This is a genomic window from Flavobacterium sp. CS20, from assembly GCF_018080005.1.
Taxonomy (GTDB): domain Bacteria; phylum Bacteroidota; class Bacteroidia; order Flavobacteriales; family Flavobacteriaceae; genus Psychroflexus.
On sequence record NZ_CP073015.1, the window covers coordinates 872,728 to 896,081 of the forward strand.

23 protein-coding genes and 2 pseudogenes are annotated in these 23,354 nt (G+C 33.3%); 1 reads left to right on the forward strand and 24 read right to left on the reverse strand.

Annotated features, from left to right (window positions below; translation table 11 throughout):
• Positions 1-57: 57 nt before the first annotated feature.
• A complete protein-coding gene (locus IGB25_RS04240) occupies positions 58-786 on the reverse strand; it encodes a hypothetical protein (protein WP_211066307.1) in 729 nt (242 codons plus the stop codon).
• Between the two features lie 1,179 nt (positions 787-1,965).
• On the opposite strand from IGB25_RS04240, the pseudogene ltrA reads away from it, so the two are divergent.
• Positions 1,966-3,000: pseudogene (gene ltrA, locus IGB25_RS04245) on the forward strand (group II intron reverse transcriptase/maturase); the annotation flags it as partial.
• Between the two features lie 87 nt (positions 3,001-3,087).
• On the opposite strand, the gene IGB25_RS04250 reads toward ltrA, so the two are convergent.
• The 23 genes and pseudogenes from IGB25_RS04250 to tsaD form a co-directional block, all read right to left on the reverse strand.
• On the reverse strand, positions 3,088-3,528 hold the full coding sequence (locus IGB25_RS04250; protein WP_211066308.1) for a DUF1648 domain-containing protein: 441 nt from the start codon (positions 3,526-3,528) through the stop codon (positions 3,088-3,090).
• Positions 3,513-4,412 carry a sporulation-delaying protein SdpB family protein gene (locus tag IGB25_RS04255; protein ID WP_211066309.1) on the reverse strand — a complete coding sequence of 300 codons (900 nt, stop codon included), beginning with the start codon at positions 4,410-4,412 and terminating at the stop codon, positions 3,513-3,515. Before IGB25_RS04255 ends, IGB25_RS04250 begins: the two co-directional genes overlap by 16 nt.
• A complete protein-coding gene (locus IGB25_RS04260; RefSeq protein ID WP_211066310.1) occupies positions 4,405-4,980 on the reverse strand; it encodes an SdpA family antimicrobial peptide system protein in 576 nt (191 codons plus the stop codon). Before IGB25_RS04260 ends, IGB25_RS04255 begins: the two co-directional genes overlap by 8 nt.
• A gap of 166 nt (positions 4,981-5,146) precedes the next feature.
• Positions 5,147-5,290 (reverse strand): hypothetical protein, encoded by a 144-nt coding sequence (locus IGB25_RS04265; protein WP_211066311.1) that lies wholly within the window; start codon positions 5,288-5,290, stop codon positions 5,147-5,149.
• A complete protein-coding gene (locus tag IGB25_RS04270; protein ID WP_211066312.1) occupies positions 5,274-5,786 on the reverse strand; it encodes a hypothetical protein in 513 nt (170 codons plus the stop codon). Before IGB25_RS04270 ends, IGB25_RS04265 begins: the two co-directional genes overlap by 17 nt.
• A 52-nt stretch (positions 5,787-5,838) precedes the next feature.
• Positions 5,839-6,813: a transposase gene (locus IGB25_RS14680; protein ID WP_247653608.1), complete on the reverse strand. Its 975-nt coding sequence runs from the start codon at positions 6,811-6,813 to the stop codon at positions 5,839-5,841.
• A complete protein-coding gene (locus tag IGB25_RS14685) occupies positions 6,746-7,213 on the reverse strand; it encodes an IS110 family transposase (RefSeq protein ID WP_247653609.1) in 468 nt (155 codons plus the stop codon). Before IGB25_RS14685 ends, IGB25_RS14680 begins: the two co-directional genes overlap by 68 nt.
• Before the next feature lie 1,554 nt (positions 7,214-8,767).
• Positions 8,768-9,379, reverse strand: a complete 612-nt coding sequence (locus tag IGB25_RS04280) for a hypothetical protein (protein WP_211066313.1) — start codon at positions 9,377-9,379, stop codon at positions 8,768-8,770.
• Positions 9,360-10,487, reverse strand: coding sequence for a hypothetical protein (locus IGB25_RS04285; protein WP_211066314.1), 1,128 nt, complete (start codon positions 10,485-10,487; stop codon positions 9,360-9,362). Before IGB25_RS04285 ends, IGB25_RS04280 begins: the two co-directional genes overlap by 20 nt.
• A gap of 3 nt (positions 10,488-10,490) precedes the next feature.
• Complete coding sequence (locus tag IGB25_RS04290; protein ID WP_211066315.1) at positions 10,491-11,564, reverse strand: hypothetical protein; 1,074 nt, start codon at positions 11,562-11,564, stop codon at positions 10,491-10,493.
• Positions 11,564-12,931, reverse strand: a complete 1,368-nt coding sequence (locus tag IGB25_RS04295; RefSeq protein WP_211066316.1) for a hypothetical protein — start codon at positions 12,929-12,931, stop codon at positions 11,564-11,566. The genes IGB25_RS04290 and IGB25_RS04295 overlap by 1 nt, the downstream gene beginning before the upstream one ends.
• 261 nt (positions 12,932-13,192) lie before the next feature.
• Complete coding sequence (locus IGB25_RS04300; protein ID WP_211066317.1) at positions 13,193-13,384, reverse strand: hypothetical protein; 192 nt, start codon at positions 13,382-13,384, stop codon at positions 13,193-13,195.
• Position 13,385: 1 nt separating this feature from the next.
• The gene (locus IGB25_RS04305) at positions 13,386-14,003 is read right to left on the reverse strand and encodes a DUF456 domain-containing protein (protein WP_211066318.1); all 618 of its coding nucleotides are present in this window, start codon (positions 14,001-14,003) and stop codon (positions 13,386-13,388) included.
• A 307-nt stretch (positions 14,004-14,310) separates the two neighbouring features.
• Complete coding sequence (locus IGB25_RS14690) at positions 14,311-14,814, reverse strand: transposase (protein WP_247653610.1); 504 nt, start codon at positions 14,812-14,814, stop codon at positions 14,311-14,313.
• A gap of 203 nt (positions 14,815-15,017) precedes the next feature.
• Positions 15,018-15,233, reverse strand: a complete 216-nt coding sequence (locus IGB25_RS14695) for a hypothetical protein (RefSeq protein WP_247653611.1) — start codon at positions 15,231-15,233, stop codon at positions 15,018-15,020.
• Complete coding sequence (locus IGB25_RS14700; protein WP_247653612.1) at positions 15,209-15,685, reverse strand: IS110 family transposase; 477 nt, start codon at positions 15,683-15,685, stop codon at positions 15,209-15,211. Before IGB25_RS14700 ends, IGB25_RS14695 begins: the two co-directional genes overlap by 25 nt.
• Before the next feature lie 433 nt (positions 15,686-16,118).
• A complete protein-coding gene (locus IGB25_RS04315; protein WP_211066319.1) occupies positions 16,119-17,651 on the reverse strand; it encodes a tetratricopeptide repeat protein in 1,533 nt (510 codons plus the stop codon).
• A 10-nt stretch (positions 17,652-17,661) separates the two neighbouring features.
• The gene (locus IGB25_RS04320; RefSeq protein ID WP_371815943.1) at positions 17,662-19,170 is read right to left on the reverse strand and encodes a serine hydrolase; all 1,509 of its coding nucleotides are present in this window, start codon (positions 19,168-19,170) and stop codon (positions 17,662-17,664) included.
• Positions 19,171-19,245: 75 nt separating this feature from the next.
• Positions 19,246-20,052, reverse strand: coding sequence for an AraC family transcriptional regulator (locus IGB25_RS04325; protein WP_211066321.1), 807 nt, complete (start codon positions 20,050-20,052; stop codon positions 19,246-19,248).
• 53 nt (positions 20,053-20,105) lie between these two features.
• The gene (locus tag IGB25_RS04330) at positions 20,106-20,660 is read right to left on the reverse strand and encodes a tyrosine-type recombinase/integrase (RefSeq protein WP_247653613.1); all 555 of its coding nucleotides are present in this window, start codon (positions 20,658-20,660) and stop codon (positions 20,106-20,108) included.
• 192 nt (positions 20,661-20,852) lie between these two features.
• A complete protein-coding gene (locus IGB25_RS04335; RefSeq protein ID WP_211066322.1) occupies positions 20,853-21,554 on the reverse strand; it encodes a 16S rRNA (uracil(1498)-N(3))-methyltransferase in 702 nt (233 codons plus the stop codon).
• 9 nt (positions 21,555-21,563) lie between these two features.
• Positions 21,564-22,199 (reverse strand): peptidylprolyl isomerase, encoded by a 636-nt coding sequence (locus IGB25_RS04340; RefSeq protein ID WP_211066323.1) that lies wholly within the window; start codon positions 22,197-22,199, stop codon positions 21,564-21,566.
• A pseudogene (gene tsaD, locus IGB25_RS04345) lies at positions 22,196-23,214 on the reverse strand (tRNA (adenosine(37)-N6)-threonylcarbamoyltransferase complex transferase subunit TsaD). Before tsaD ends, IGB25_RS04340 begins: the two are co-directional and overlap by 4 nt.
• Positions 23,215-23,354 lie beyond the last annotated feature (140 nt).

The window sequence follows — 23,354 nt, forward strand, 5'->3', positions numbered from 1 at the left end:
AATAATAATAATAAAATTAAAGGATGCTGTTGTACAACAGCATCCTTAATTAAACAATTACTCTTCGCAATCTTCATTTACAGCTATCGACACAACTGCACCTTGAACAATAGACCAAAGTGGACCACCGAACAAACCTGTTGCAAGACCTACCGCATCAGTCGCAATTACTCCAGAACTGCAAGATATTTTCATTCCCGAAGAACGATTACTCCATAGCTCATTTGATGCAATCAAAACTTCTTTATATGTATTTAAAAGTTCTATTTCATCTTTACTTTCCGTATTGTAGGATTGAATTGAACTTAATTTATTTTGAATAGTACTATCGTCCAACGTTTGATTTTTTATAAATTCAGAGAATTTGACTGAAACATTTTTATCTTTTGTAATCTTTGAAAAAGCCTTATCTATAATTTGCTCTAAACGTCTTTGATTAATTGAAGTATCATTATAGGCATCTCTCAAGAAATTATATTCTTCTGAAATTTCAAATTCTGTCATTAAACTCGGATAATGTTCAGACATTAAATCAATAACAGACTGCTCGATTTCTTTGACGGTTTTTTTATCACCATTGCCATTATTGAGATATAAATTGACAGCAATGTTGTGATACTCTCCAATCTGTTTAGCATCCAAATTTTTATTCAAGGATTGTTTAAACTCTAATTCTGATTTATCGATTGTAGAAGTCTCTGATAAATCATCTTTACTACAAGAGATTAAGGAAGTGAAGAATAAAAATAAAATAAAGTTTAAAATTGAAAATTTAAAAGTTTTCATAACAAAAAAATTTAAGTTAATAATTAAAAAAATATTTTATGATTTTTGGATATAGTGGCTGGTCAGACCTAATTTAACCTATTGAATATTTAAACAGAATTAGCAACTGAAATGCCAAAACAATACTATGTGTCAAAATGGCAGAATGAAGTTTTTTTCTAATTTTTGCTAACGTTCTCGCATATCGCTTCGTTGCGGGAAAATTAGTAATTATTTTTCAATTTTATAATTTAACTTCCAGAAAATCCAAAAACCCTGATTTCAGACAAAACGCCGCAATGAGCGATATGCAATGTTGGCAAAAGTAGTGTGTCCTGCGTTACTTGGGGATACAAGATAGTGATTAAGTTCATTGAAAACAAGTAACATAACTGTAATTGAGATGAGAGTCTCATTGGTATTTAGAAACGACCCTGGCATTTGTTTCAGGTGGATTCACGTAAAGAGCACGATGAGGATTGGTCTCTCGGCTGGGAGTGATTAGGCACACCAGTCAAACCGCCTTATGGGGCTTTCCTTTCACGGGTTGGTCTTGAGCGATAAGGTTAAATGCACTACCTGTGTTGTTTTCAGAGTAGTTTGCTATGGTAGGAGTAAAGAAGCTGAAAGAGACGAGATTGAACCCTTGTAGAAGTGTCGTAAACAACTTTAGTATTGTCAAAATCGAGGGATGGGCGGTCTTGCGAGAACAGAACTTGACATGATACCTATTTCTGGTCAAGTGGCAATCGGCATAAAGAGGGCAGGAGCTTTGCTTACGGCTCAATTACGGAACAGAGAAGCTAATTAATAGTGCAAAAATACCACAACCCCGAAGGGCAAGGTAGAAAGTAGCGATACTGTTAATTAGTGGCGGATTAGTCTGTAGTAGTGATGAAGTTTCTGTAATGGAAATGGAGCGAAGGGACTGACTTAACAGTTTTAAATTGTATTACAACTAAAGATTTTTTTAGGATGATTTTCAAAGAGAAACAAAAGTCGCAACCGATATTAAAGCGACAGGTATGGGATGCCTTTAAAAAGGTAAAGAGTAACAAAGGTATTTCAGGTGTTGATAATTTGTCAGCATAAGAAGTACATTCACGTCCTATGAAATACTTATATCCTGTATGGAATAGGTTAGCCGATGGTAGTTATTTTCCAGTACTGTGCGCGAGGTAGAAATACCCAAAGAAGACGGTCAGAATCAGGAAGCTTGGCATTCCAACAGTACAAGACCGAACGGCTCAAATGGTAATAAGAGAAGAATTAGAACAGATTGTAGATAAACAGTTTAGTAAAGATTCTTTTGGCTATCGACCAAACAAATCAGCGCATCAAGCCATAAAGCAATGCAGGGAAAACTGCATGAAAATGGATTGGGTGATAGATTTGGATATCAAGAGTTTTTTTGATGAGATAGACCATGACTTAATGCTTAAAGCATTAGGACATTTTACCAAAGAAAAGCATATTCACTTGTATGTAGCACGTTGGTTAAAGGCTCCAATTCAAAAGAAAGACGGTAGTATTCATTCACGAGACAAAGGCACACCACAAGGAGGTGTCATAAGTCCATTACTGGCAAACATTTTCTTGCATGTTGTTTTTGATAAGTGGATTGAGAACAACCACCCAGAGGTAAAGTTTGAACGTTATGCTGATGATATTATCATCCATTGCGATAATTTTAAACAAGCCTTGCGGACGTTGGAAGCGGTAAAAGCCCGATTTAAACAGTGCAAATTGCAGATAAAAGACGGCAAGAGCAATATCGTGTATTGCAAACGCAACCAAAAGAAGCATCCACCATTTAAGGTTCATTATGTAACATTCGATTTTCTTGGATTTACATTTAAGCCAAGAATGGTAAAGGGCTATTTTGGGAACTTTCATTTGGGATTTACACCGTCAATCAGTCGTAAACGACAGAAACGCATCAATCAAACTTTGTTTAAGATGAAACTTCATCGTATGGTTCATTTACGCCTGCCAGATTTGGCAGGCATAATAGCAGAAAAAGTACGAGGTTGGATTAACTATTACGGCAAAGTAAGAATGAGTGAATTACATTATGTATTCCGTTTCTTGAACATGCGTCTGGCAAAATGGGTACGCAACAAATATCGGAGATTTAGGCGTAAACACTGGTTTTTTGCCTACAAATGGTTACAGGAAACTGCAAAGCATTATCCTAATCTGTTTGTGCATTGGCAATATGGTTTTATGCCTTGACTTGTTAAGAAGAGCCGTATGATGGGAGACTATCACGTACGGTTCTGTGAGAGGTTTAGGGGTGAGATCCCCTTTACCTACTCGACTTTAATTGTTTTTGAAGAATAATAAAGTTAATATTGGCATAGCTATTATATAAACTATTAAATACATAAAACTATCCAAAAAATCAGTTGCCTTAAATATCATATAAGAAAAAACAGTTGTAGTTATAATAGCAACTATTGATAATAATAATTGCATTTTATAGTAAGAGCGTTCCCTATTTTCATCAGTTATTTCAAAAGGATAGTTTGCAGATTGGGGATTCTTTATTAATAACCCAATCACTATTAAAATGATGAGATTAACACCAGTAGCAATCAATAAAGAATTTTTATTACTATATGCATCAGCCTCTCCCTTAATGTTTATATGAGAGACTACTGTTTCTGGTACTTCAGAATAATTTAGAAAAAGAATTAGTGAATAAGTAATGAATACTGAAATACTTATTAAAAATAATATTTTAATTATTTTTGTAACCATAATTTAAAATTTAAGGATTTATTAGGTAAAAGAAATAAAATTAGTCCAGCACAGATAGAAAAAAAGAACGAAAAAATACCGTGGTAAAAAATTATAAAGAAGTGAAAAGCTAAAGCAAAATAAAGTATTCTTTTTCTATATTTTATTGATGCGGTTAGGCTTAAAAATAGCATTATTTCAAGTAGAATAGCACCATATGTTAATACTGAAATAACAAAGTAATTACTTAATAGTTTGTTCATCAAGTGAGAAGCCCATAATGGCATTCCAAAAACACTATGATTAAACCAATAATAAATAGCTGTACCATTCATCCATTCAGGAACTATAAATTTACCAAAAGATGCGTGGTAATAAATTATAGCAACTTGAATTCTGATTATCCAAATAGTGAAAATACCAATAAGGTTTTTTGGTGCAGGATATGACTTTATATTAGACCAATGGTTGTTTCTTGGGTCGGTAAGACACAATGGAATTAACAAAAAGCTTAATATCGTCGCAATTTGATCACCACCATCAATTATCGAAGAGAAATACAAAAAGCTTATTGATACCCACCAATGTAAAATAGAAGTTATCTTAATAAAATAACCTGAAATTACTGCTAACAATATAAGAATAGCTAACCATTTCATAAATAGAATATTTTCAAACCCGAAAAGCGTGAAAAAATTAAATTTATTAATTGGAATTACTGGATTTAAAAGTGGGTTTATAATTTCGCCATCAATTCGTTTATGAAACAACAAATAAATTGGATTCACCAATAAAGTTAATAATGTACCTAAAGCGATGATGCTTCTAGAAAGACCAACAATATTTGTGTATGGAAAATATTTATAGCTTAATTTTTTTAAATGTTTATTTAATTTTTCAATCATCACATTCAATATTCAAGTTTATAATTTTTGCGGGCATTTCTATTTTTTCTATGGATTTACTCCAAGCCCAAGGGATGGTTTTTTGAAAAACGATGATATAATTTCCGCATAATATTGGTTCTTCCATTTGATTTTTAACACAAATAGGTTTTGTGGGAATTTTATTATAAATTTTTTCTTGATAATTCCACTTCGTATTATCAAATAGCGAGTCATTTAAGCCATTTTTTATGAATTGAAGTTCAGACATAATTTTAGAAGCTTTCCTATTTAAACCAAATAAATTCTGATAAGCTGAATGTCTTTGAGCTATTTCTGATATTTGTTCATTTTCCTTTTTATAGATAATTATTTGTGCCTCTCTTGGATTTCTTGTAAAGAAAGCCCAACCTTGAGGCACAAATGTGAAAATCTTATGTTCTAAATCAATGTTCAACTTTATTGGGTTGCTCTCCATTGAATATAGGAAAACACCGGTCAAGAAAACCAGAGTACATATAGAACATACTATAAAAGAAATAAGAAACTTACTTTTATTAATTAGTTGTAAAATATTCTGCAATTTCATTTATTAATGTTTCAGTTTTTAGACTATCCTCTGTTTCATTAGTAGGTCTTCTGCTTCCTATGATTTGATTTTTAGCATCAATACTTTATTCCCAAAAAGCGAACTTAAAATAAATTAAAGCGGTAATTGCAACTGTATTATGAACTGCCAGCGAACTTAAAATAAATTAAGCAATAGCCCAGGAACAAGGGATTAAAGTCGCTTGACTATCGGAAATCATATTTTCGTTTAACAAATCGTCGTATTCTCCATTGTCGAAGGCGGTTTGAATTGTGTCGGTATAAGAATCTAGGTTATCTCCCCTGTTCATTAAATACCAATTCACTTGTGTCAATATCGGACTTGACTTTTTTAAATAATTTTTTGAACTCGGGAAAGATGATTTCAATGTTATTTTCTATCATATCTGACCCTAATTCTATCGAGTTTTTAATTTTTAAATGATTACCACTCGTAATTAAATCCTTAAAATCCTTAAAAAAGGTTGGATTTTCGTTGTTAACCTTGTTGGTAAATACACCAAGGTTTGTTAAAACTTCCTCTCTTTTTTCGCTGTCTAATTCATTGGTTAATTCAACTTGCTTTTCAAGTTGACGAATTTCATTTGCAAATTCACCAATCCCAAAAAATACTGATTTAAAAAGTTCTTCCCCTGAAAAAGATTTACCTCTTTGAAGCATTTGGGTTACATTATCCTTGTTTTCAGGCAACTGTTCGTTGTAATCATACTGTGAACAGCTCACAAATAATAATGCAGTCGCAAAAAGCAGTGAAATTTTTCGTGTGTGTTTTTTAATAGTTTTCATAATTGTTTGATTTTAAATGGTTTATTTTTATTCAAATTCTGACTAACGTAAATTAAGTTACTGTTTTACAGATATTTGCATTTAAGCCTAAATCTTCATTAGTTAATCCAAATTTAGCGATTTGTTTCCTCATTCTTTTGGCTATGCCTAACTTTCTTTTTTGATCGAGGAATAGATATTCTTTTGGCGGTTTATAAGGTTCTTTTTTTGTAACCATATTCCATATGATTACACCCAATTTTCTTGCTGTTGCGCTTACTGTCGCTTGTCTTCCTTTTCTAAATGCGACACGCTTAAAGAAATCAGACAAGTGTGTATCTTTTAAATTTCCAATAGAATTAGTCGCTTGTCGTAATGCTATTTTTAATCTATTACTCCCTTTAGGAACTTTTGAACTAAGCACTTTACCGCCTGATATTTTGTTGTTTGGTGCTAGTCTTAACCAAGAGACAAATTCTTTTGAAGAATTAAACTTTCTAAATCCTTCCGGACCTATCTCGGTCATAATACTAAGTATTGTAGCATGACTTACGCCTTCAATGGCAAGCAGATCCACACCTTCAAAATACTGATAAGCTACTTGATTAAAATCCTTTATTTTGGGAGCATTCTTATTTTCTCTTTTATAAGGTTTTGGATTGGTTTTTAGTTTTTTTAATTCTGGATTTGTGTCAAGATGCTTTTTTATGAATTGGTCTATCTGTTTATCGCAAGCCTTTAATTGTTTTTGTAAAAACTGATAAGTTTGAAATTCTTGTTTTAACCCAAAAAGAAAGTCTTCCCTGTTATTGCCATGGAGGGCTTTTGCTATTTCTGCCTCAGACTTTCGGCAATTGTAGTGCCGATGCTTAGCAAGTTCATTAGGGTCTAAATTTCCTTTGCAAATATCTTCTATGATTTTAAGACCTGTAAGACCACAAATGTCTTTAACTACAACATCAAGTCTAAAATTTAAAAACTTAAGCATTTTTGCATTTTTCTTGAAGTCGCCACGCTTGATGTATAATATTGCCTCGCTGACGTGCATAAGTTCTAAGTATTTCAGTCTGCTGGTCAGGCAAAAAACTACTTGTAAGCAAACCTAATGCATGCAGTTTTTGAATCCATCTTGCATCTTTAACATCTGTTTTTTTACCTTTTGCGTGTTTGGTAAATTTTCCATTGCATAAAATAACTTCAAAATCATGCTTGATGAGTTCTGTAAAAAGATTTTGCCAATAATCTCCTGTGCTTTCCATGGCAACTGAGGTAATGCCATAGCTTTTTAGGTGTTGACAAATTGCAGTAAGATCTTCTGCATAAACCCCAAATTCTTTTACATCTTCTAGGGCTTGTCCAACTGCTACAAAGTGAGACCGACTTCCAATGTCAATACCTGTCGCATGTTGGTTTACAATTTCCATTTCTAACTTTTTCTTTCTTGCCATAATTGAAAAATATTTAAGTATTAAACAAAAAAGATCCTAAGGAAATGTATTTTTGTATTGAAAATTATTCTGAACGGGGTCTGCGAATTATCGTAGCCACCACTGAAATTATCAACAAAGCCCTGAGAAGAGTCGGGGCTTTTTTACATTTCAACCAGAATGAGCGCACGGGCTCTATCTCAAGCACCATTTGAAAAATCGTACTTACAAAGGATCATTACAAAAATAATAACCAATATTTTATCGGCATCGTTAGCAATAGAAATTAATCGAGTTTCTTGATATGGGGAATTAACCACAACGGGCGAGTGTATCATTAGTGGCGTGCAAAAAGTCAACACATTTTCGTTTTTATTGGTAAAGATAGAAAAAAAATTCAAACCCTAAAATTCTGCCCAAACACAGCCATTAATGATACACATTGTTGGTAGTAGCGGTGGAGTAGGCGAGAACATTTGCTGAAAATGCCCAAGCCTCTCGCACCCATTTTTTTTCTTTCCCACGTTTTAAATTTCCCATAATTTCGATGTTATAACATTTCGTTGACGTTTAGCTTTAATTTTTGATTTAGCATCGTTTGTCGTTTTCTTTATTCGCTATTTTTATTTGCAAATCAGCCTTTTGTTTCGGATTGTGATTTTCTCGTCGTGATGAGATTTTATTCGTTATCAATCATCGTGATAAGCCTATCATTTAGGATTTTGAAAAATTCCACCGAAAAAAATCCTACATCTTACTTTATCAAAAAAAAATGGGTGAGCCTATAAATTTAAAAATATTATGGAGTAGTTGCTACCAACGGGCGAATGTATCATTAGTGGCGTGCAAAAAGTCAACACATTTTCGTTTTTATTGGTAAAGATAGAAAAAAAATTCAAACCCTAAAATTCTGCCCAAACACAGCCATTAATGATATACATTGTTGGTAGTAGCGGTGGAGTAGGCGAGAACATTTGCTGAAAACGCCCAAGCCTCTCGCACCCATTTTTTTTCATACTCACGTTTCAAATTTCCCATAATTTCGATGTTATAACATTTCGTTGACGCTTAGCCATAGTTTTTGATTTAGCATCGTTTGTCGTTTTCTTTATTCGCTATTTTATTGCAAATCAGCCTTTTGTTGCGGATTGTGATTTTCTCGTCGTGATGAGATTTTATTCGTTATCAATCATCGTGATAAGCCTATCATTTAGGATTTAGAAAAATTCCACCGAAAAAAATCCTACATCTTACTTTATCAAAAAATGGGTGAGCCTATAATTTTAAAAATATTATGGAGTAGTTGCTACCAACGGGTTGCGGCTATGAAAAGTAGCGTGCAAGTACACGCAAACCTTTCCGAGTAGCCTTAGTTGGTTTTAAAAATACAAAAAACTTTGGGTTAAGCCTTTAGAAGCTATTTTTTATAGCCGCTGTTATGCACTGGGTTTCCTGCGTTCTGCTTGGTAATTCAGCCGTATTTTTCTTTAAAATATCTAAACGAGCAAGCTCTTTTGCAATTTTGGGTGTGGCATCGGGTGGTGCGAATTGCAAATGTGCTTGCGGTGTTTTTAGTTACAAATGTTCATCTGGATAGACTTTTATAGATTCTTTTAATAGTTCATAAAAATCTTCTGAATATACTTTATCAGTTTGCATACTATCGATTTCCATAATAGTCTTTTCCTTTCCAACTAAAAACATTCTCATCGAGAAATAGTCAGCATAAATAAGAGAATCTTTGGGTTTTGTATTTAATGAATCTGTTATTCTTGCAATGTTTTCTTCAATGTAAGAGTTAGCTTTTTGTTTGTTTACATTTTTTAATTTCAGGTATCTAACTATGTTTAAGGTGTTTAATCTGTTATATTCATTAAGGTTCTTTGTTTTATCTAACATTTTTTCAAGTTCATCATACTTTTTCATATTTAGCAATAATGAAATTGACAATTGTAAGTTTGCAGTTGTTAATTCAGAATTTTTATAATCTTTGTTTTGAGTAAGCTTTACATAAGCTGAATCTAAATATTGATGGTCTTTAGTTTCGTGGTATTTAAAAATGCTATTACTCAAAATGTTTGATAGCTCCTCATTGGATACAGGTTGCTTTTTCTCTTGACAGGTAGAAGCGGTTAAGAGAAATAAGAAAATAAAATATTTCATTGTTTTAATTGTTAGTTTTGTCAATTTCATAAGGATTTGCGGTATTATTTAGTGGTAGAGTCGCATTAAGTTTTGTTGGGTTCGGAATACCCAATAATCCAGAAGCTCCTGGATATGACATTGGCATTCCATTGTTTGAGTATTGCCCCTTGAAATTTACATCTATATTTGTTGGGTTACGAAATTGGCTTTGGATGGATTGAGCACTAAAAAAACCATCATACGTTAAAGTAGGGACATCTCCTCCTTGTATAAATTCTCCAAAGGGTGATGGAGTATGTACACTCATACTTTCGCCACCAAGTGTCATTTCACGACCTCCTAATTTAATATTTACTCCGGGATAAGGAGCGCTAACTTTGCCCGAAACAGATACCCCTACATCAATTCCATTAAATTCTTTTGAAACTGTGCCGTCACTATTTGAAGTCGTTGATACGTCTGCTCTCAAACTTACAGACATAGTGGTATTTGCACTCATATTGTTGAAAGTCGCACCTTTTGCTGAATAGGGGTTGTTAAAGTCGTTTACTCCTATCAATCCCACATCCCAGTCTGAAGTTTTGAAATTTGATTGCCCAAATAAATTCGTAACGATAGATTGGTCGGTTTTACCTATATAGGTATAGTTATGAGGAGTGTTACTAGCAGAAGTAACTTCGTTTCTCCATTCAAACTTACCTGTTAGGTTACTTTTAATCCAATCTACAGGTGCTCTTCCGTCTGGGTCAACATATCGAATGGGATTATTGAAGTTCATAACATAAGGACTCCAACTCGGAAATTCCTCTGCCAATGGGTCGGGGGATATCCAACGGCTTGTGAGTTCGGGTCGCAAAGTTGCTTCCGAATTTTTATCTTCGTATAAGGCGTAACCGTCAATGTCCTTTTTCTTTACGTGAAAAGAATACGAGCCAATGCGGACAATACTGTCCAAATCGTGCCATTCAAGGTATTTTCCCTTGCTCAATGTGGCAATTTTAGGTGTGTAGCCGTATTTTTTAAATGGGTTTCCCGCTTGGATGTTTCTTTCCCTGCGTTCTTTTTCCTCGGGGGTTATTTCTTCTTCGGTTTGGGCGAAGCCTAAACCAAAAGAAAACAGCAGTCCAAAAAGTAAAATTTTACGTTTCATAGTCTAATCGGTTGTGTTAAAGGTATTGATTTTTTTGTTTTGATATTTGTCTCTTTCGTGATAAAGCGAAACAAGCCAATCCAAATACATTTCTTCGGGCATTTGACGATAACCGAGTTCGTGTATTTTAATCAAGTCTTGCCTGACTTCTTCGAGTATTTCCCTTGTTTCGGAGTATTGCCTTGCTTGTGAAAAGTCTTTACCCTTACTGTATAAAATATTCTCAATCATTTTTCCTTTGGCTTCTGTTATCAACATCATTGCACCGATGTAGTTGGGGAAATATTCCAATGCTTTGTAAGCACACTTCATTACAAAATCCAAGTCGTAAAACTCGTGTGTTTGGTAGCCCAAAGCCAAATCCACCAAACAAAGGGCAATACTTTCTTTATCGTCAAGAGCTTTCATATAAACACCGTTTCTAATAGCATCTAAATGAACGTAGCCCGAAGCCATTATCCAAGCGTCAATCGGAAAAATTCCACTTGTTAATTCTGTATTGTACCAACCATCTCTTTCACTCCGATGTTTGATATAAGTGTGATTTGGTGCAAGTGCTAAATGTGCCGTTACGCCAATTTCCTCTGCCAGAATCTTGTATAAATAAGGTAAGGAATGACAATTTCCTGTATGCGTTCCCAAAAGTTTGGAAACAAACATATTTTCCCATTTTTGATGTCCGAAAACATCTTCAAAATCATACGAAAAGGGTGGGTGTAAAAAGATTTCTCCATTTGAATCAAGTATTTTTGTAGTGTCTTTCAATACAAGAAAAAGACTTGCATACTTGCTTACGGTTTCCTTGTCCCTCTCTTGATAATCTAATACACCATTTTTTTGAACTTGAATACTAAGGTTTTTAAGAAAATGTATCTTTTTGTTCACAAAGGCAGTGTCTAACGTTCCTTGTAAATAAGCATTTTCAACAGTAAAAACAGCCTCTTTAAAACTCAATTTTCTTTTGCCGTCCAACATATCTGAAAGATTTTGATACACTTCATTGTATAAAACTTGATTTGGCACTTGAGCAAAAGCTGAAAAGTTTGCAAAAAGTATCAGTAAAAGTAATTTTTTCATCAGTTTTTAAGTTGGTTTAACTTGATATTGAATTGTTGTTTTATGGTTTCGTTGTCCTGCTGTTGTTTGGCATCCATTAGGTCGTCAAGCCATTTTTGATAGGCTTGTGCCGACATATATTCATAACCCAAATCGTCAATTTTTCGGTATTGTGCATTGGTTTCATTGAGCATTGCCACGATTGGCGGATAGAAACGAATGTTCTGTAAATCTCGATTGTCTCGTGGATTAACACCTATTTGATGGGTCGCATTTTCAAATTGAACGGTCATAAAATTGGAATTCATCATATTGGCGTTTAGCGAATTTGGGTAAAGTTCAAAAGCTTTGTCCGTAACTTCTTTTACAAATGGGCTGTAACCGAATTTGTGAACGTAACCCGAAGCAAAATCGGTAAGCAGTTGCGACAGCAACTGCTTACTCGATAGTGGTTCCATATAGATTCCGTTTGTCAAGGCTTCGGATTTGATGTAGCCCGATTGCAATATAAAAGAGTCCAACGTGAACATTCCGTTTGTCAGTTCTACATTATACCAATTTTCTTCTTCATCACGGAATTTGATGTACGAATGGTTGGGTGAAAGAGCCAAAAAGGCTTCTGCTCCGATTTCTTCGGCAAGGATTAAGTAAAGTCTTGGCAGAGAATTACACTGCCCCGAACCTGTTTGCAGAAGTTTGTGAACAAACATTTTCGTCCAGTCGTCAGCACCCCAATAATCCTCAAAGTCGTATTTGAAAGGTAAGTGTTTTAGGTTTTTCTGTTTGATTTCAAGTGTGTCTGAAAAGAATTGAAAAAGGATTAGGTTTTTGGCAAGGTTGCTGTTTCGGTCATAGCCGAGTTCGTCCATTTTCTCTTTCAAAAAATCGCCTGTTTGTTTAACAATTTGGTTAAACTCCTCGTGGTCTTTTTGTTCTTCGTAAAAGGCATTCTCTATGATAAAAGTCGCATCTTTGATTGAGAAATCATCGGGATTCATTCCTGAAAGTTTGTCAAAGGCTTTTCGGTAATATTCAGTTCCCGCAATGTGGTTTAGGCTTGGAAGTCTGAAGTTGGTACGTTCCATTTTCAGGTCGGCATAAATTTTCTTTTGGGCTTCAATTTGTCGTTGTTCGTTGAGTTGAACTTCACGAATAATTTGTTCGTTTTGCCTTTTGATACGTTCTTGTTCGTCCGTTCCCTGAAAAATGTCCATTGGATTTGTCGGGGAATAGGGCTTCGGTATATCAAAAATAGATTGTGGTGTGAAGTTGGTAGGTTTTGGCACCGATGGGATTTCGATTGTCGGAATTTTAGGTGTTTGCCCGAAAGTCAGTTGGACAGCCAGTCCGATAATTAAGGTCAGATTTAGAAGTTTTGATATTCTCATAATTCCGTTAGTTTTTTCGGTCGAGCGTTGGCAAAAAGGCTCTTTTGTTTTTTTCTGCGGCTGGTGTAGCGTGGGCAAAAAAACAAATGTGCCTTACGTGCGTTGGCTTTTTCAACCTTGTGCATAACGGGAAGCATATATTTCAGTAGCGGAAAAATAAGCAAGTTTTTAGATTTAAAACCAAAATAAAAAAAACAATAGCGACTCTTGTTCTAAGCCAAAAGGCGCTATTGAATATATGCAATGTTATGCCATGTTATTTTAGTCCTTATTACCTTTTTTAATTGACCATTCAACAATTGTGATATCAAATATCCAATTTATGAAAAATGCTAAACCAAATAATAAAAGTATTTGCCAAAAATTAACATCTTTGTTTATTGCAATTAGTACAACAACAAGAATTGGTATAGCAAATTTTCTTAAAATGATTTTTTCAATTTTATTTTTCATTTTACCACCATCCTGCTTCGCAAGCAACTCCTTGAACACCAATACTTACAATTGTTGATAAAAGTGAACCTACAATTGCACCACCAACGGTACCAGCCACTGTACCAGCAGGTCCTAAGAAGGAACCAAACATGAAGCCAACTCTTGCACCTAAAATCGCACCACCTATGGACGCACCTGCGGTTGTACCTCCATCAGGTGCACAATCACTACTTTTTGTCGTGAACGAATTAATTAAATCATCTTCAAAATAATCAATTACTGCAAAAGTAGTTGCTAAAGAAATCATATCAGAATTAGCATCAAAATTTCTTATGTATTCATCTTTAAGACTAAGTAATGCCTCATAATCACTATTATCATAATATTGAATCAATAAATTAAAATAGTTCAAGGTTTCAGATGACAAATTAACATCCTCTAAAGAAATTTCATTATCAAAATTAGGAACATTGTCTAAATACCATTCAGTATCAAAATAATTTATATCGTTTGTTCTTCGATTTTCTACTAGTGGTAGAATATAATTCATAACTTGATCTTCATTTTCAAAATTTGAAGCATCAATATTATTTAGAATTCCTAATGACGTGTCAATTTCATTCGTAACTTGTAACAAATAATCTTCATAAGAATAATTATTGTATAAAGGATTGGACTTTAATGAAAACTCTTCTGTAGTTTCATTATTTATAGTTTGATCTGAATCACTTTCTGTACATCCAAAAATACTAAAATAGTGAAAGCGAATATTAATATTAGTGTATTCTTCATAATTTATTATTTAACTTGTTAATTGCAGAAATTAAATTTTGTAACAATTAATCTGCATAATCCTTGCTACTCACATAAACGATGGGTGGTTAGCCCTATTGATAATTTTTTCTTTTAACCTTTTTTTTAATTTTAATTCTGACTAACGTAAATTAAGTTGCTGTTTTATAGATATTTGCATTTAAGCCTAAATCTTCATTAGTTAATCCAAATTTAGCGATTTGTTTCCTCATTCTTTTGGCTATGCCTAACTTTCTTTTTTGATCGAGGAATAGATATTCTTTTGGCGGTTTATAAGGTTCTTTTTTTGTAACCATATTCCATATGATTACACCCAATTTTCTTGCTGTTGCGCTTACTGTCGCTTGTCTTCCTTTTCTAAATGCGACACGCTTAAAGAAATCAGACAAGTGTGTATCTTTTAAATTTCCAATAGAATTAGTCGCTTGTCGTAATGCTATTTTTAATCTATTACTCCCTTTAGGAACTTTTGAACTAAGCACTTTACCGCCTGATATTTTGTTGTTTGGTGCTAGTCTTAACCAAGAGACAAATTCTTTTGAAGAATTAAACTTTCTAAATCCTTCCGGACCTATCTCTACCATAATACTAAGTATTGTAGCATGACTTACGCCTTCAATGGCAAGCAGATCCACACCTTCAAAATACTGATAAGCTACTTGATTAAAATCCTTTATTTTGGGAGCATTCTTATTTTCTCTTTTATAAGGTTTTGGATTGGTTTTTAGTTTTTTTAATTCTGGATTTGTGTCAAGATGCTTTTTTATGAATTGGTCTATCTGTTTATCGCAAGCCTTTAATTGTTTTTGTAAAAACTGATAAGTTTGAAATTCTTGTTTTAACCCAAAAAGAAAGTCTTTCTGTTATTGCCATGGAGGGCTTTTGCTATTTCTGCCTCAGACTTTCGGCAATTGTAGTGCCGATGCTTAGCAAGTTCATTAGGGTCTAAATTTCCTTTGCAAATATCTTCTATGATTTTAAGACCCGTAAGACCACAAATGTCTTTAACTACAACATCAAGTCTAAAATTTAAAAACTTAAGGCATTTTTGCATTTTTCTTGAAGTCGCCACGCTTGATGTATAATATTGCCTCGCTGACGTGCATAAGTTCTAAGTATTTCAGTCTGCTGGTCAGGCAAAAAACTACTTGTAAGCAAACCTAATGCATGCAGTTTTTGAATCCATCTTGCATCTTTAACATCTGTTTTTTTACCTTTTGCGTGTTTGGTAAATTTTCCATTGCATAAAATAACTTCAAAATCATGCTTGATGAGTTCTGTAAAAAGATTTTGCCAATAATCTCCTGTGCTTTCCATGGCAACTGAGGTAATACCATAGCTTTTTAGGTGTTGACAAATTGCAGTAAGATCTTCTGCATAAACCCCAAATTCTTTTACATCTTCTAGGGCTTGTCCAACTGCTACAAAGTGAGACCGACTTCCAATGTCAATACCTGTCGCATGTTGGTTTACAATTTCCATTTCTAACTTTTTCTTTCTTGCCATAATTGAAAAATATTTAAGTATTAAACAAAAAAGATCCTAAGGAAATGTATTTTTGTATTGAAAATTATTCTGAACGGGGTCTGCGAATTATCGTAGCCACCACTGAAATTATCAACAAAGCCCTGAGAAGAGTCGGGGCTTTTTTACATTTCAACCAGAATGAGCGCACGGGCTCTATCTCAAGCACCATTTGAAAAATCGACTTTACAAAGGATCATTACAAAAATAATAACCAATATTTTATCGGCATCGTTAGCAATAGAAATTAATCGAGTTTCTTGATATGGGGAATATGGCATAACGGTTAGTATATGAAAAGTAGGCGATTTTTAAGCACCAACCTTTCGGTTAAGTGCAAAGTTTGATACGTGCTAAAAGCCTTGATTTTATTACTACTCCGCCTATTTTTTATATACATTGTTACCTGCTGGCTTTATTCCTTTAGTTGTTTCAATCTGTCAATTGCATTTTGATTTTTCGGATTCAATTCCAATGACTTTTTGTAATTCAAAATAGCGTTAGAGTAATCCTTATTATAAAAATATGCTTCAGCTAAACTATCATATAAATTAGCTGATTTTGGATAAAGATGTAAAGCCAATGAAAACACATTAACGCCTTGCTCTTTCTTTTCAGGATTGAATGACAATCGCAGTCCTAAAGTGTTTAACATTCCTTCTTGAAGTTCAAGATTTGGATAATCGGAAATGGTTTTTGTATATAGTGTGATTAAATTTTCATAATCCTGTTTGAAAGCTAAATCATTGAAATCACTATATGTAAAGCCTTTTTCTTTAGCTTTTTTTGATTCTTTGGAAATCAAACTATTGGAAAATCCGTTTGCAACAGGTTTATTTTCAATGAAATCAATCGACTTTTTCTCATTTTTTAATGTTGCATTTAAGAAGTCTAAAGTATGTTGACAAAGCAAATTGTAGGATGCCATTATTTTATCATCACTTTTATCTTGCCTTTTATCTCTGTTAGCGAATAAGACACCGAAAGAACTAAAATAAGAATGCGTTAGGTCGTGAAATCTATATCTGTGAATGTTGCTATATTCCAAAGAGTCGTATAATTGAAATTTGTAATTCAACTCCTCAGGGATTTTCTCCGTGGTTAGAACTTCCTTCGGAATCTCTTTTTGAGCGAAATGGATATAAGGAATGGAAAACTTATCTAAATTGAAATAGGGGGATTTTTCCAAAACAGGATAATTGTACCTTTCGGTTCCATCCAAACTAACAATTGCTTTTATATTCTTGTTTTTCATAACAGTTATAGCGTTTGACAACCCACCAAAACTAAATCCCATTAATGCCACTTTTTCTAAGTCAATATTTTCGTAGCTGTAAATTTCTTTTAGAATAAACTCAACATCTCTTGATTGCGTTTCCATATCTTTTGTAGTTCCTCCTTCTAACCAACGTGTCTCCGTTCCTCTTGAAGGACTGGATACCACTACGAAACCATTATCGGCTAAATACTCGAATAACGCAAAGTTTTCAATTGACGAGGCTTGATAGCTTGGTGCATAAACTACTACTGGAAATTTTCCTTCTAAAATTGCTGGATTAGAAAAAGCATTTGTCTTTTCAGAGAGATGAGCTTTATTTTCTGGCGTGTTCCATAAATACGGAAACCAATCCAACAGAAAGTAATTCGGTAAATTTTTCCATTCCTCCTCTTCTTTTAAAATCTCTAAATAGTTTAAGACTGTTAATTGTTCAGAATTGCTATCCTCTATTTTCGCAGGATACCAAATACTTATTGGAATGGGTCTCTTAATAAGTCGATTGTTAAACTCATTATGAATTCGGTAGGTTCTTGTGCTATCATTGACTGTATAGTGTTTAAAGCCTACTTCATATTTTCCGGCTTTAAGCCCGATTTCTTTTAAGGATGTCTGTCCTTTCATAGAATAGACTTGAAGAAGTATTATGGTTACTAAAATTATTTTTCTCATAATTGTGTATTTATTCTTTTTTTAGGAAATTAATTTCACTAAAGTCAACATCAAGTAGGCTTTCTTGGTCAAAGGATATTCCTAATATTTTTCTGTCTGAATTGAAATTAAATGTTAAATATCCATCAGGCACTCTTATGTCGTACCAATCAATTTTGAATGTATCAAAATGCCAATGTTCTAACTTTCCTCTAAATATAGAAGAGCGTGAAAAAGAAATCTCTAGTTCTTTTTGGTTCAACGGTTCTATATTAATTTCTCCATACATTTTATCTGTGTATACTCCCGTATAACCATTTAATCCAAGCGATGGCGATGTGTTATTGACTCTTGTTTTGATTTTAGGTTCTCCATTTACCCTTCTATCTCTATACCCTTTAACAGTCTCATAAAAGTCAAGGGATTTATCCTCAAATATCTGTTCAAGTAATTTAGCTTTTAGCAAAAAGGAAGCTGGCTCTTTTGAAATATTGGTTAATATGATTACACCTATGTTTAGATTTTTTATCATAAAAAGCTTTGCGACCATTCCATCAATGCCACCATTATGTTCAATTAGTTTATCATTATTTTTCGGTGTAACCCACCAACCAAAACCGTAGGAAGAGAATTCATTACCAAAAGGTGAGCCTTCAATAGGATAGATTATTTGGGGTTTGAAAATTTCTGCGAGGGTCGATTTGCTTATTATAGTATCTTGTTTAAAAATACCATCATTAAGCAACATTTTCATATACTTGTTCATATCATTTGCTGACGAGTATATAAAACCAGCAGGTGCAAGATTATCTCCTTTTTCTTGAGCAACTAGCATTTTCTTGTAATCTTCATTCCAAACGTGCGGAAACGCCAAATTTTTATTACGTTCTCTGACCGAAGAAATTGAGGTACTATTTCTCATCTCAAGTTTATCGAATATCCTATTTTTTAAAAAATCATCCCAACTTGTTCTTGCAACCACGCTTACTATTTCTCCCGCAACGAGATACATCACATTTTGATACGCTGGTTTTTCCCGAAAACCTGATACTGGTTCTAAATATTTTAATTTTTTGATAATATCTTTTCTCGACAAATCTGAATGATACCAAAGTGTTCCTCCACTAATTTCTTTAAGCCCGCTCCTATGAGTAAGTAAATCTCTAATAGTAAAATTTTCCGAAACGTAGGAATCATACAACTCAAAATAGGGTAGATAGTCTTTTACCTTATCATCCCAGTCTATTTTTCCTTCATCTACCAATATTCCAAGAGTTAAAGCCGTAAAAGATTTTGAAATTGAGCCTATGCCAAAGATGGTGTTTTCATCAATAGGTAAGTTTTCATTGACTTTTCTCGTGCCAAACCCTTTTGAGTAAATAACAGAATCGTTTCTTACGATGCCAATTGAAAGACCAGTTACTTCAAAATCTTTCATTAGTTGGTTAATGAAAGGCTCAATAGCCTCAATTTGTATCTTTTGAGGATAGGTATTAATCGTAACACCCAATAAAAATATCAAACATAAAAACTTATTCATAACAAAGAATACTCAAAATATTGCCACAAAATAAAATCTTTTCAGAGTAAAAAAATTGTATAAATGGAAACCGAACTATATGGATAACCATACTACGTCTTCACTTGAATCTATACTTTTGAAAAACAAGCTTGGATTGATATTGGTAAGCGATTTGAACTCCTTTATAAAATGGGATTGGTCATAAAAAAGACTTTTATAGGAAAGTTCTGTTAAGTTGTTTACCTTCTGAAAATCTAGTAATGCATTTCTAAACTTGTGAACTTTACGATATTCAGAAGGCGTTTTACCGACAGTATTAAAAAAAATTCTATTTAGATATTGTCTTGATATTTGGTGCTTTTTTGAAATGTCAGCAATACTAAGTTCGCTCTCCAAATCCGCAACGATGTTTTCTATTCTATCCGTTTCAATATTTTTAAGTTTAGATAGCCAATAATTCTCAAGGTGCTCTATTTGTTCATCTCTATTCTCTATATCAAAGATGGATTGCATTTTCGTATTCAAATCATCGAATGGTTGAAAATCCATACAGAATCCATTAATAAAGTAATCAGAAAGGTTTGTAATGAAATAATTGAGTCCAAGAGGTTTAAACCTAATTGTTATTTCATTGGTAGGTTCTTGAAACGTGACTTTAAAAGGTTTGGTATATCTTACTACCAAGTCGGTTACAACTTTTTCCTTCTCAGAAGGGGTTACTAAGATTTGTCCTTCTTCTATTTTTACATCTGAGTTTTGAGTGGTACTAACAAAGCATAAATTATAAGGAAAAGTCATATAATGTAAAGGCAATTTTGATTTCCCTTTTGTCATAAAATAATAACCATCAATATACTTTCTCAAGGTTTCATTTTTTGGCTTGTAATGTTGGACGTTCATTTTTTTTCAGCTTGCAGGTAACTAGTATATATCCACAAAAATACACCACTTTTTTAATTTTTAGGCTTGTTTTTATACTTTTTTGCCATTTTGTCTAATGGACTTTCTATCTTTTTAGTGCTTTTTTGACTAATATGAGTATAAACTGTAGTCGTTTTGATACTGCTATGACTTAAAAACTTTTGTATATATCTTATGTCTGTCCCGCCTTCTAACAAATGTGTCGCAAATGAATGACGTAATGTATGCATATTCACCTTTTTACGGATTCCAGCTTTCTTAACCGCACGCTTCATAATAGCTCTACAACTTTCTGTAGAATATGGTCTTCCTTTTATCTGACCTTCAAAAACATAATTTTTTGTCTTATACAACTCTTCATAAGTCTTAAAATACTCTACAATAGAATATGGCAACATCACTTGCCTGTCTTTTTTTCCTTTAGCTGATTTAACCATAATTTTATGTGCATCAAAATCTATATCACGCCATCTTAAATTACAGATTTCACTCACTCGTAGTCCAGCACCATACGCCAAAAGCAATATCAATTTGTGCTTAGGTTGCTTTACGGCTTTAAAAATACGTTGACACTCATCAACACTCAAAACCACAGGTAGAGTTTTTTCTTTTTTCGGTCTTTTTTCTTTTGCTCTATCTCTTTTGCTAATGTTTTGGGCAACGACTTTTTTGCCTGCCGGTCTTTTGATTTGAATAATTCAGGTTTAAAATAACATTCGGTATTATATTTTTATCTGTTTATTAGCGATATTATTCTTTCAAATTGGCATAACACACAATTAGTATTTTAATAGAGCTAAGGCTTGACAAACTGTTATAGCAACGGTCTCTGTGCGTAATCGTTTGTTTCCTAAACTGATAGGAGAGAAGTTTAGGTTTATTGCAGTTTCAATTTCACTAAGGCTAAAATCACCTTCAGGTCCTATGAGAACACAAAACTTGTCTGCTTGATTTATTTTATCGCGAATAGGGTGTTTTTTGTCATTTTCACAATGTGCTATGAGTTTGGTATAATTATCAAACTTAATTTTTACAAACTCTTCAAAAGATATTATGGGATTTAACTTTGGCATATAAAGCCTTAAAGATTGCTTCATAGCACTTTGAATTATTTTCTCACAGCGACTGAAATTTAAGCGTTTGCGTTCACTGTTTTTACAGATCAAAGGTGATATTTCAGAAATGCCGAGTTCAGTAGCTTTTTCTAAAAAAAACTCAAACCGATCAGCAGATTTTGGTGGTGCAATACCAATATGGAGTTGATAGGGTAGTGGTTTTTCGTAAAAATGCGAAATGATATTGATTTGACATTGTTTTGATTTGACAGCAATTATTTTTGCTTCAAAAGCATCGCCAAGTCCATTGGTGATTTTTATACTATCACCAACTTGTTTTCTCAATACACGCAAAATGTGTTTGCTCTCGTTAGGATTGAGTGTATGTGTATTTTGATGCGGAGTTATAGACGGCTCATAAAACATTTTGAATGGTTATTTGTTTGTTTTTTGCTTTAGCACTAGAGCTTCTTCTATATCTTTTTTTGAGTGTGATTTTTTTACAAAATAATACCAGTTATTTTCTGGAATTTCAAATTCAAAAATTTCTTCTGATAGCCGATTGGTATTTGTTACTTCTGCAAAAAATACTGGATGTGTTTTTCCTTTTTTAAACCAACCTGAATCACCTCCAACGTTTTTGTTGTAATCCATAGAATATTGCATAGCAACAGACTTGAAAGCATTGGTTTTTAATAATTCTCTCACCTTGTTGGCATAGTTGTTAAAAGCTTTTTCAGTATCAAATCTGTCTTTGTCTATCAAAATGTATCTCACTCGGTAATGGGGTATTTTTTGCTTGCTAAGTATTTTATATTCTTCTTCAAAAAAACCTTTATCAAAAGTTTTAGTTTTACCTTGCCTTGATTTTAAAAGTGTTTTGACCAGTTTAGTTTTGTGTTTTTCTTCATTAAAAATTATCAATTGACCTTCTTTTTTGTATTCGTTTAATTTGTTTTGATCAATTTTAAAGTCTTCTGCTTCTGAAGTGTAGCGTTGGTTAAATAATGCTCTTTGAGCAGTGATAAAATTAAAACTTAAAAATAATATAGTTAAGTAAAAATATTTCATAATTCTAATCTTGCTTTTGATGTTGTTTTAAAGTTTGTAAAGTCTTGATTTAAATATTTATAATAGCCTACTATAGCAATCATAGCGGCGTTGTCTAAACAGTATTCAAATTTTGGAATGTAACACTTCCACTGAAGCTCTTTTTCAGCTTGTTTTAGGGCTTCTCTAATACCTGAATTAGCTGAAACTCCACCACCAATGGCAATTTGATTTATACCAGTTTTTTTAACCGCCAATTGCAATTTGTCCATCAAAATATCAACAACGGTTTTTTGAAATGACGCACAAAGGTCTTTTATGTTTTCTTCAACAAAATTAGGATTTGTTTTTTTCTGTTTTTGTATAAAATATAAAACAGCAGTTTTCAATCCACTGAAGCTAAAATCAAGACCTTTTACTTTGGGTTTTGAAAAAGTGAAGCGTTTTGGGTTACCTTCTTTAGCAAACTTGTCTATAATCGACCAGCTGGATAACCCAAACCCATCATTTTTCCACATTTGTCAAAAGCTTCTCCAACAGCATCATCAAGAGTTTTGCCTATAATTTCCATATCAAAAAAATCCTTCACTTTTACAATTTGAGTATGACCGCCACTAATTGTTAAAGCTAAAAAAGGGAACTCTGGTGTTTTTTGACCGTCATCAATAAAATGAGCTAAAATATGGGCTTGCATATGATGAACTTCAATAAGCGGAACATCTAACGCCAAAGCCATAGATTTGGCAAATGAAGCTCCAACCAAAAGCGATCCCATAAGTCCTGGACCTTTTGTGAATGCAATTGCAGAGATATTGTTAAGACTTATTTGTGCTTCCTTCAGGGCTTGGTCAACAACAGGAACAATGTTTTTTTGATGTGCTCTCGATGCCAATTCAGGAACAACCCCACCATAAGCTTCGTGTATAGATTGCGTAGCTATAATATTACTCAGTTTTTTGTCGTTTTCAAAAACAGTCGCAGAAGTGTCATCACACGAGGATTCTATTGCGAGAATATAAATTGATTTCTTAGTCATAAACGTAATCAGGTACAGTTATTGAAATGTTTAACAAAGCTAAATATTTTTGTGTATTATCAATCATAGATTAAATGTATATTTGTTATACAAAATTGTAAAGCCATCGTAAAGCGAATTTTTCATATCATCAAACATAT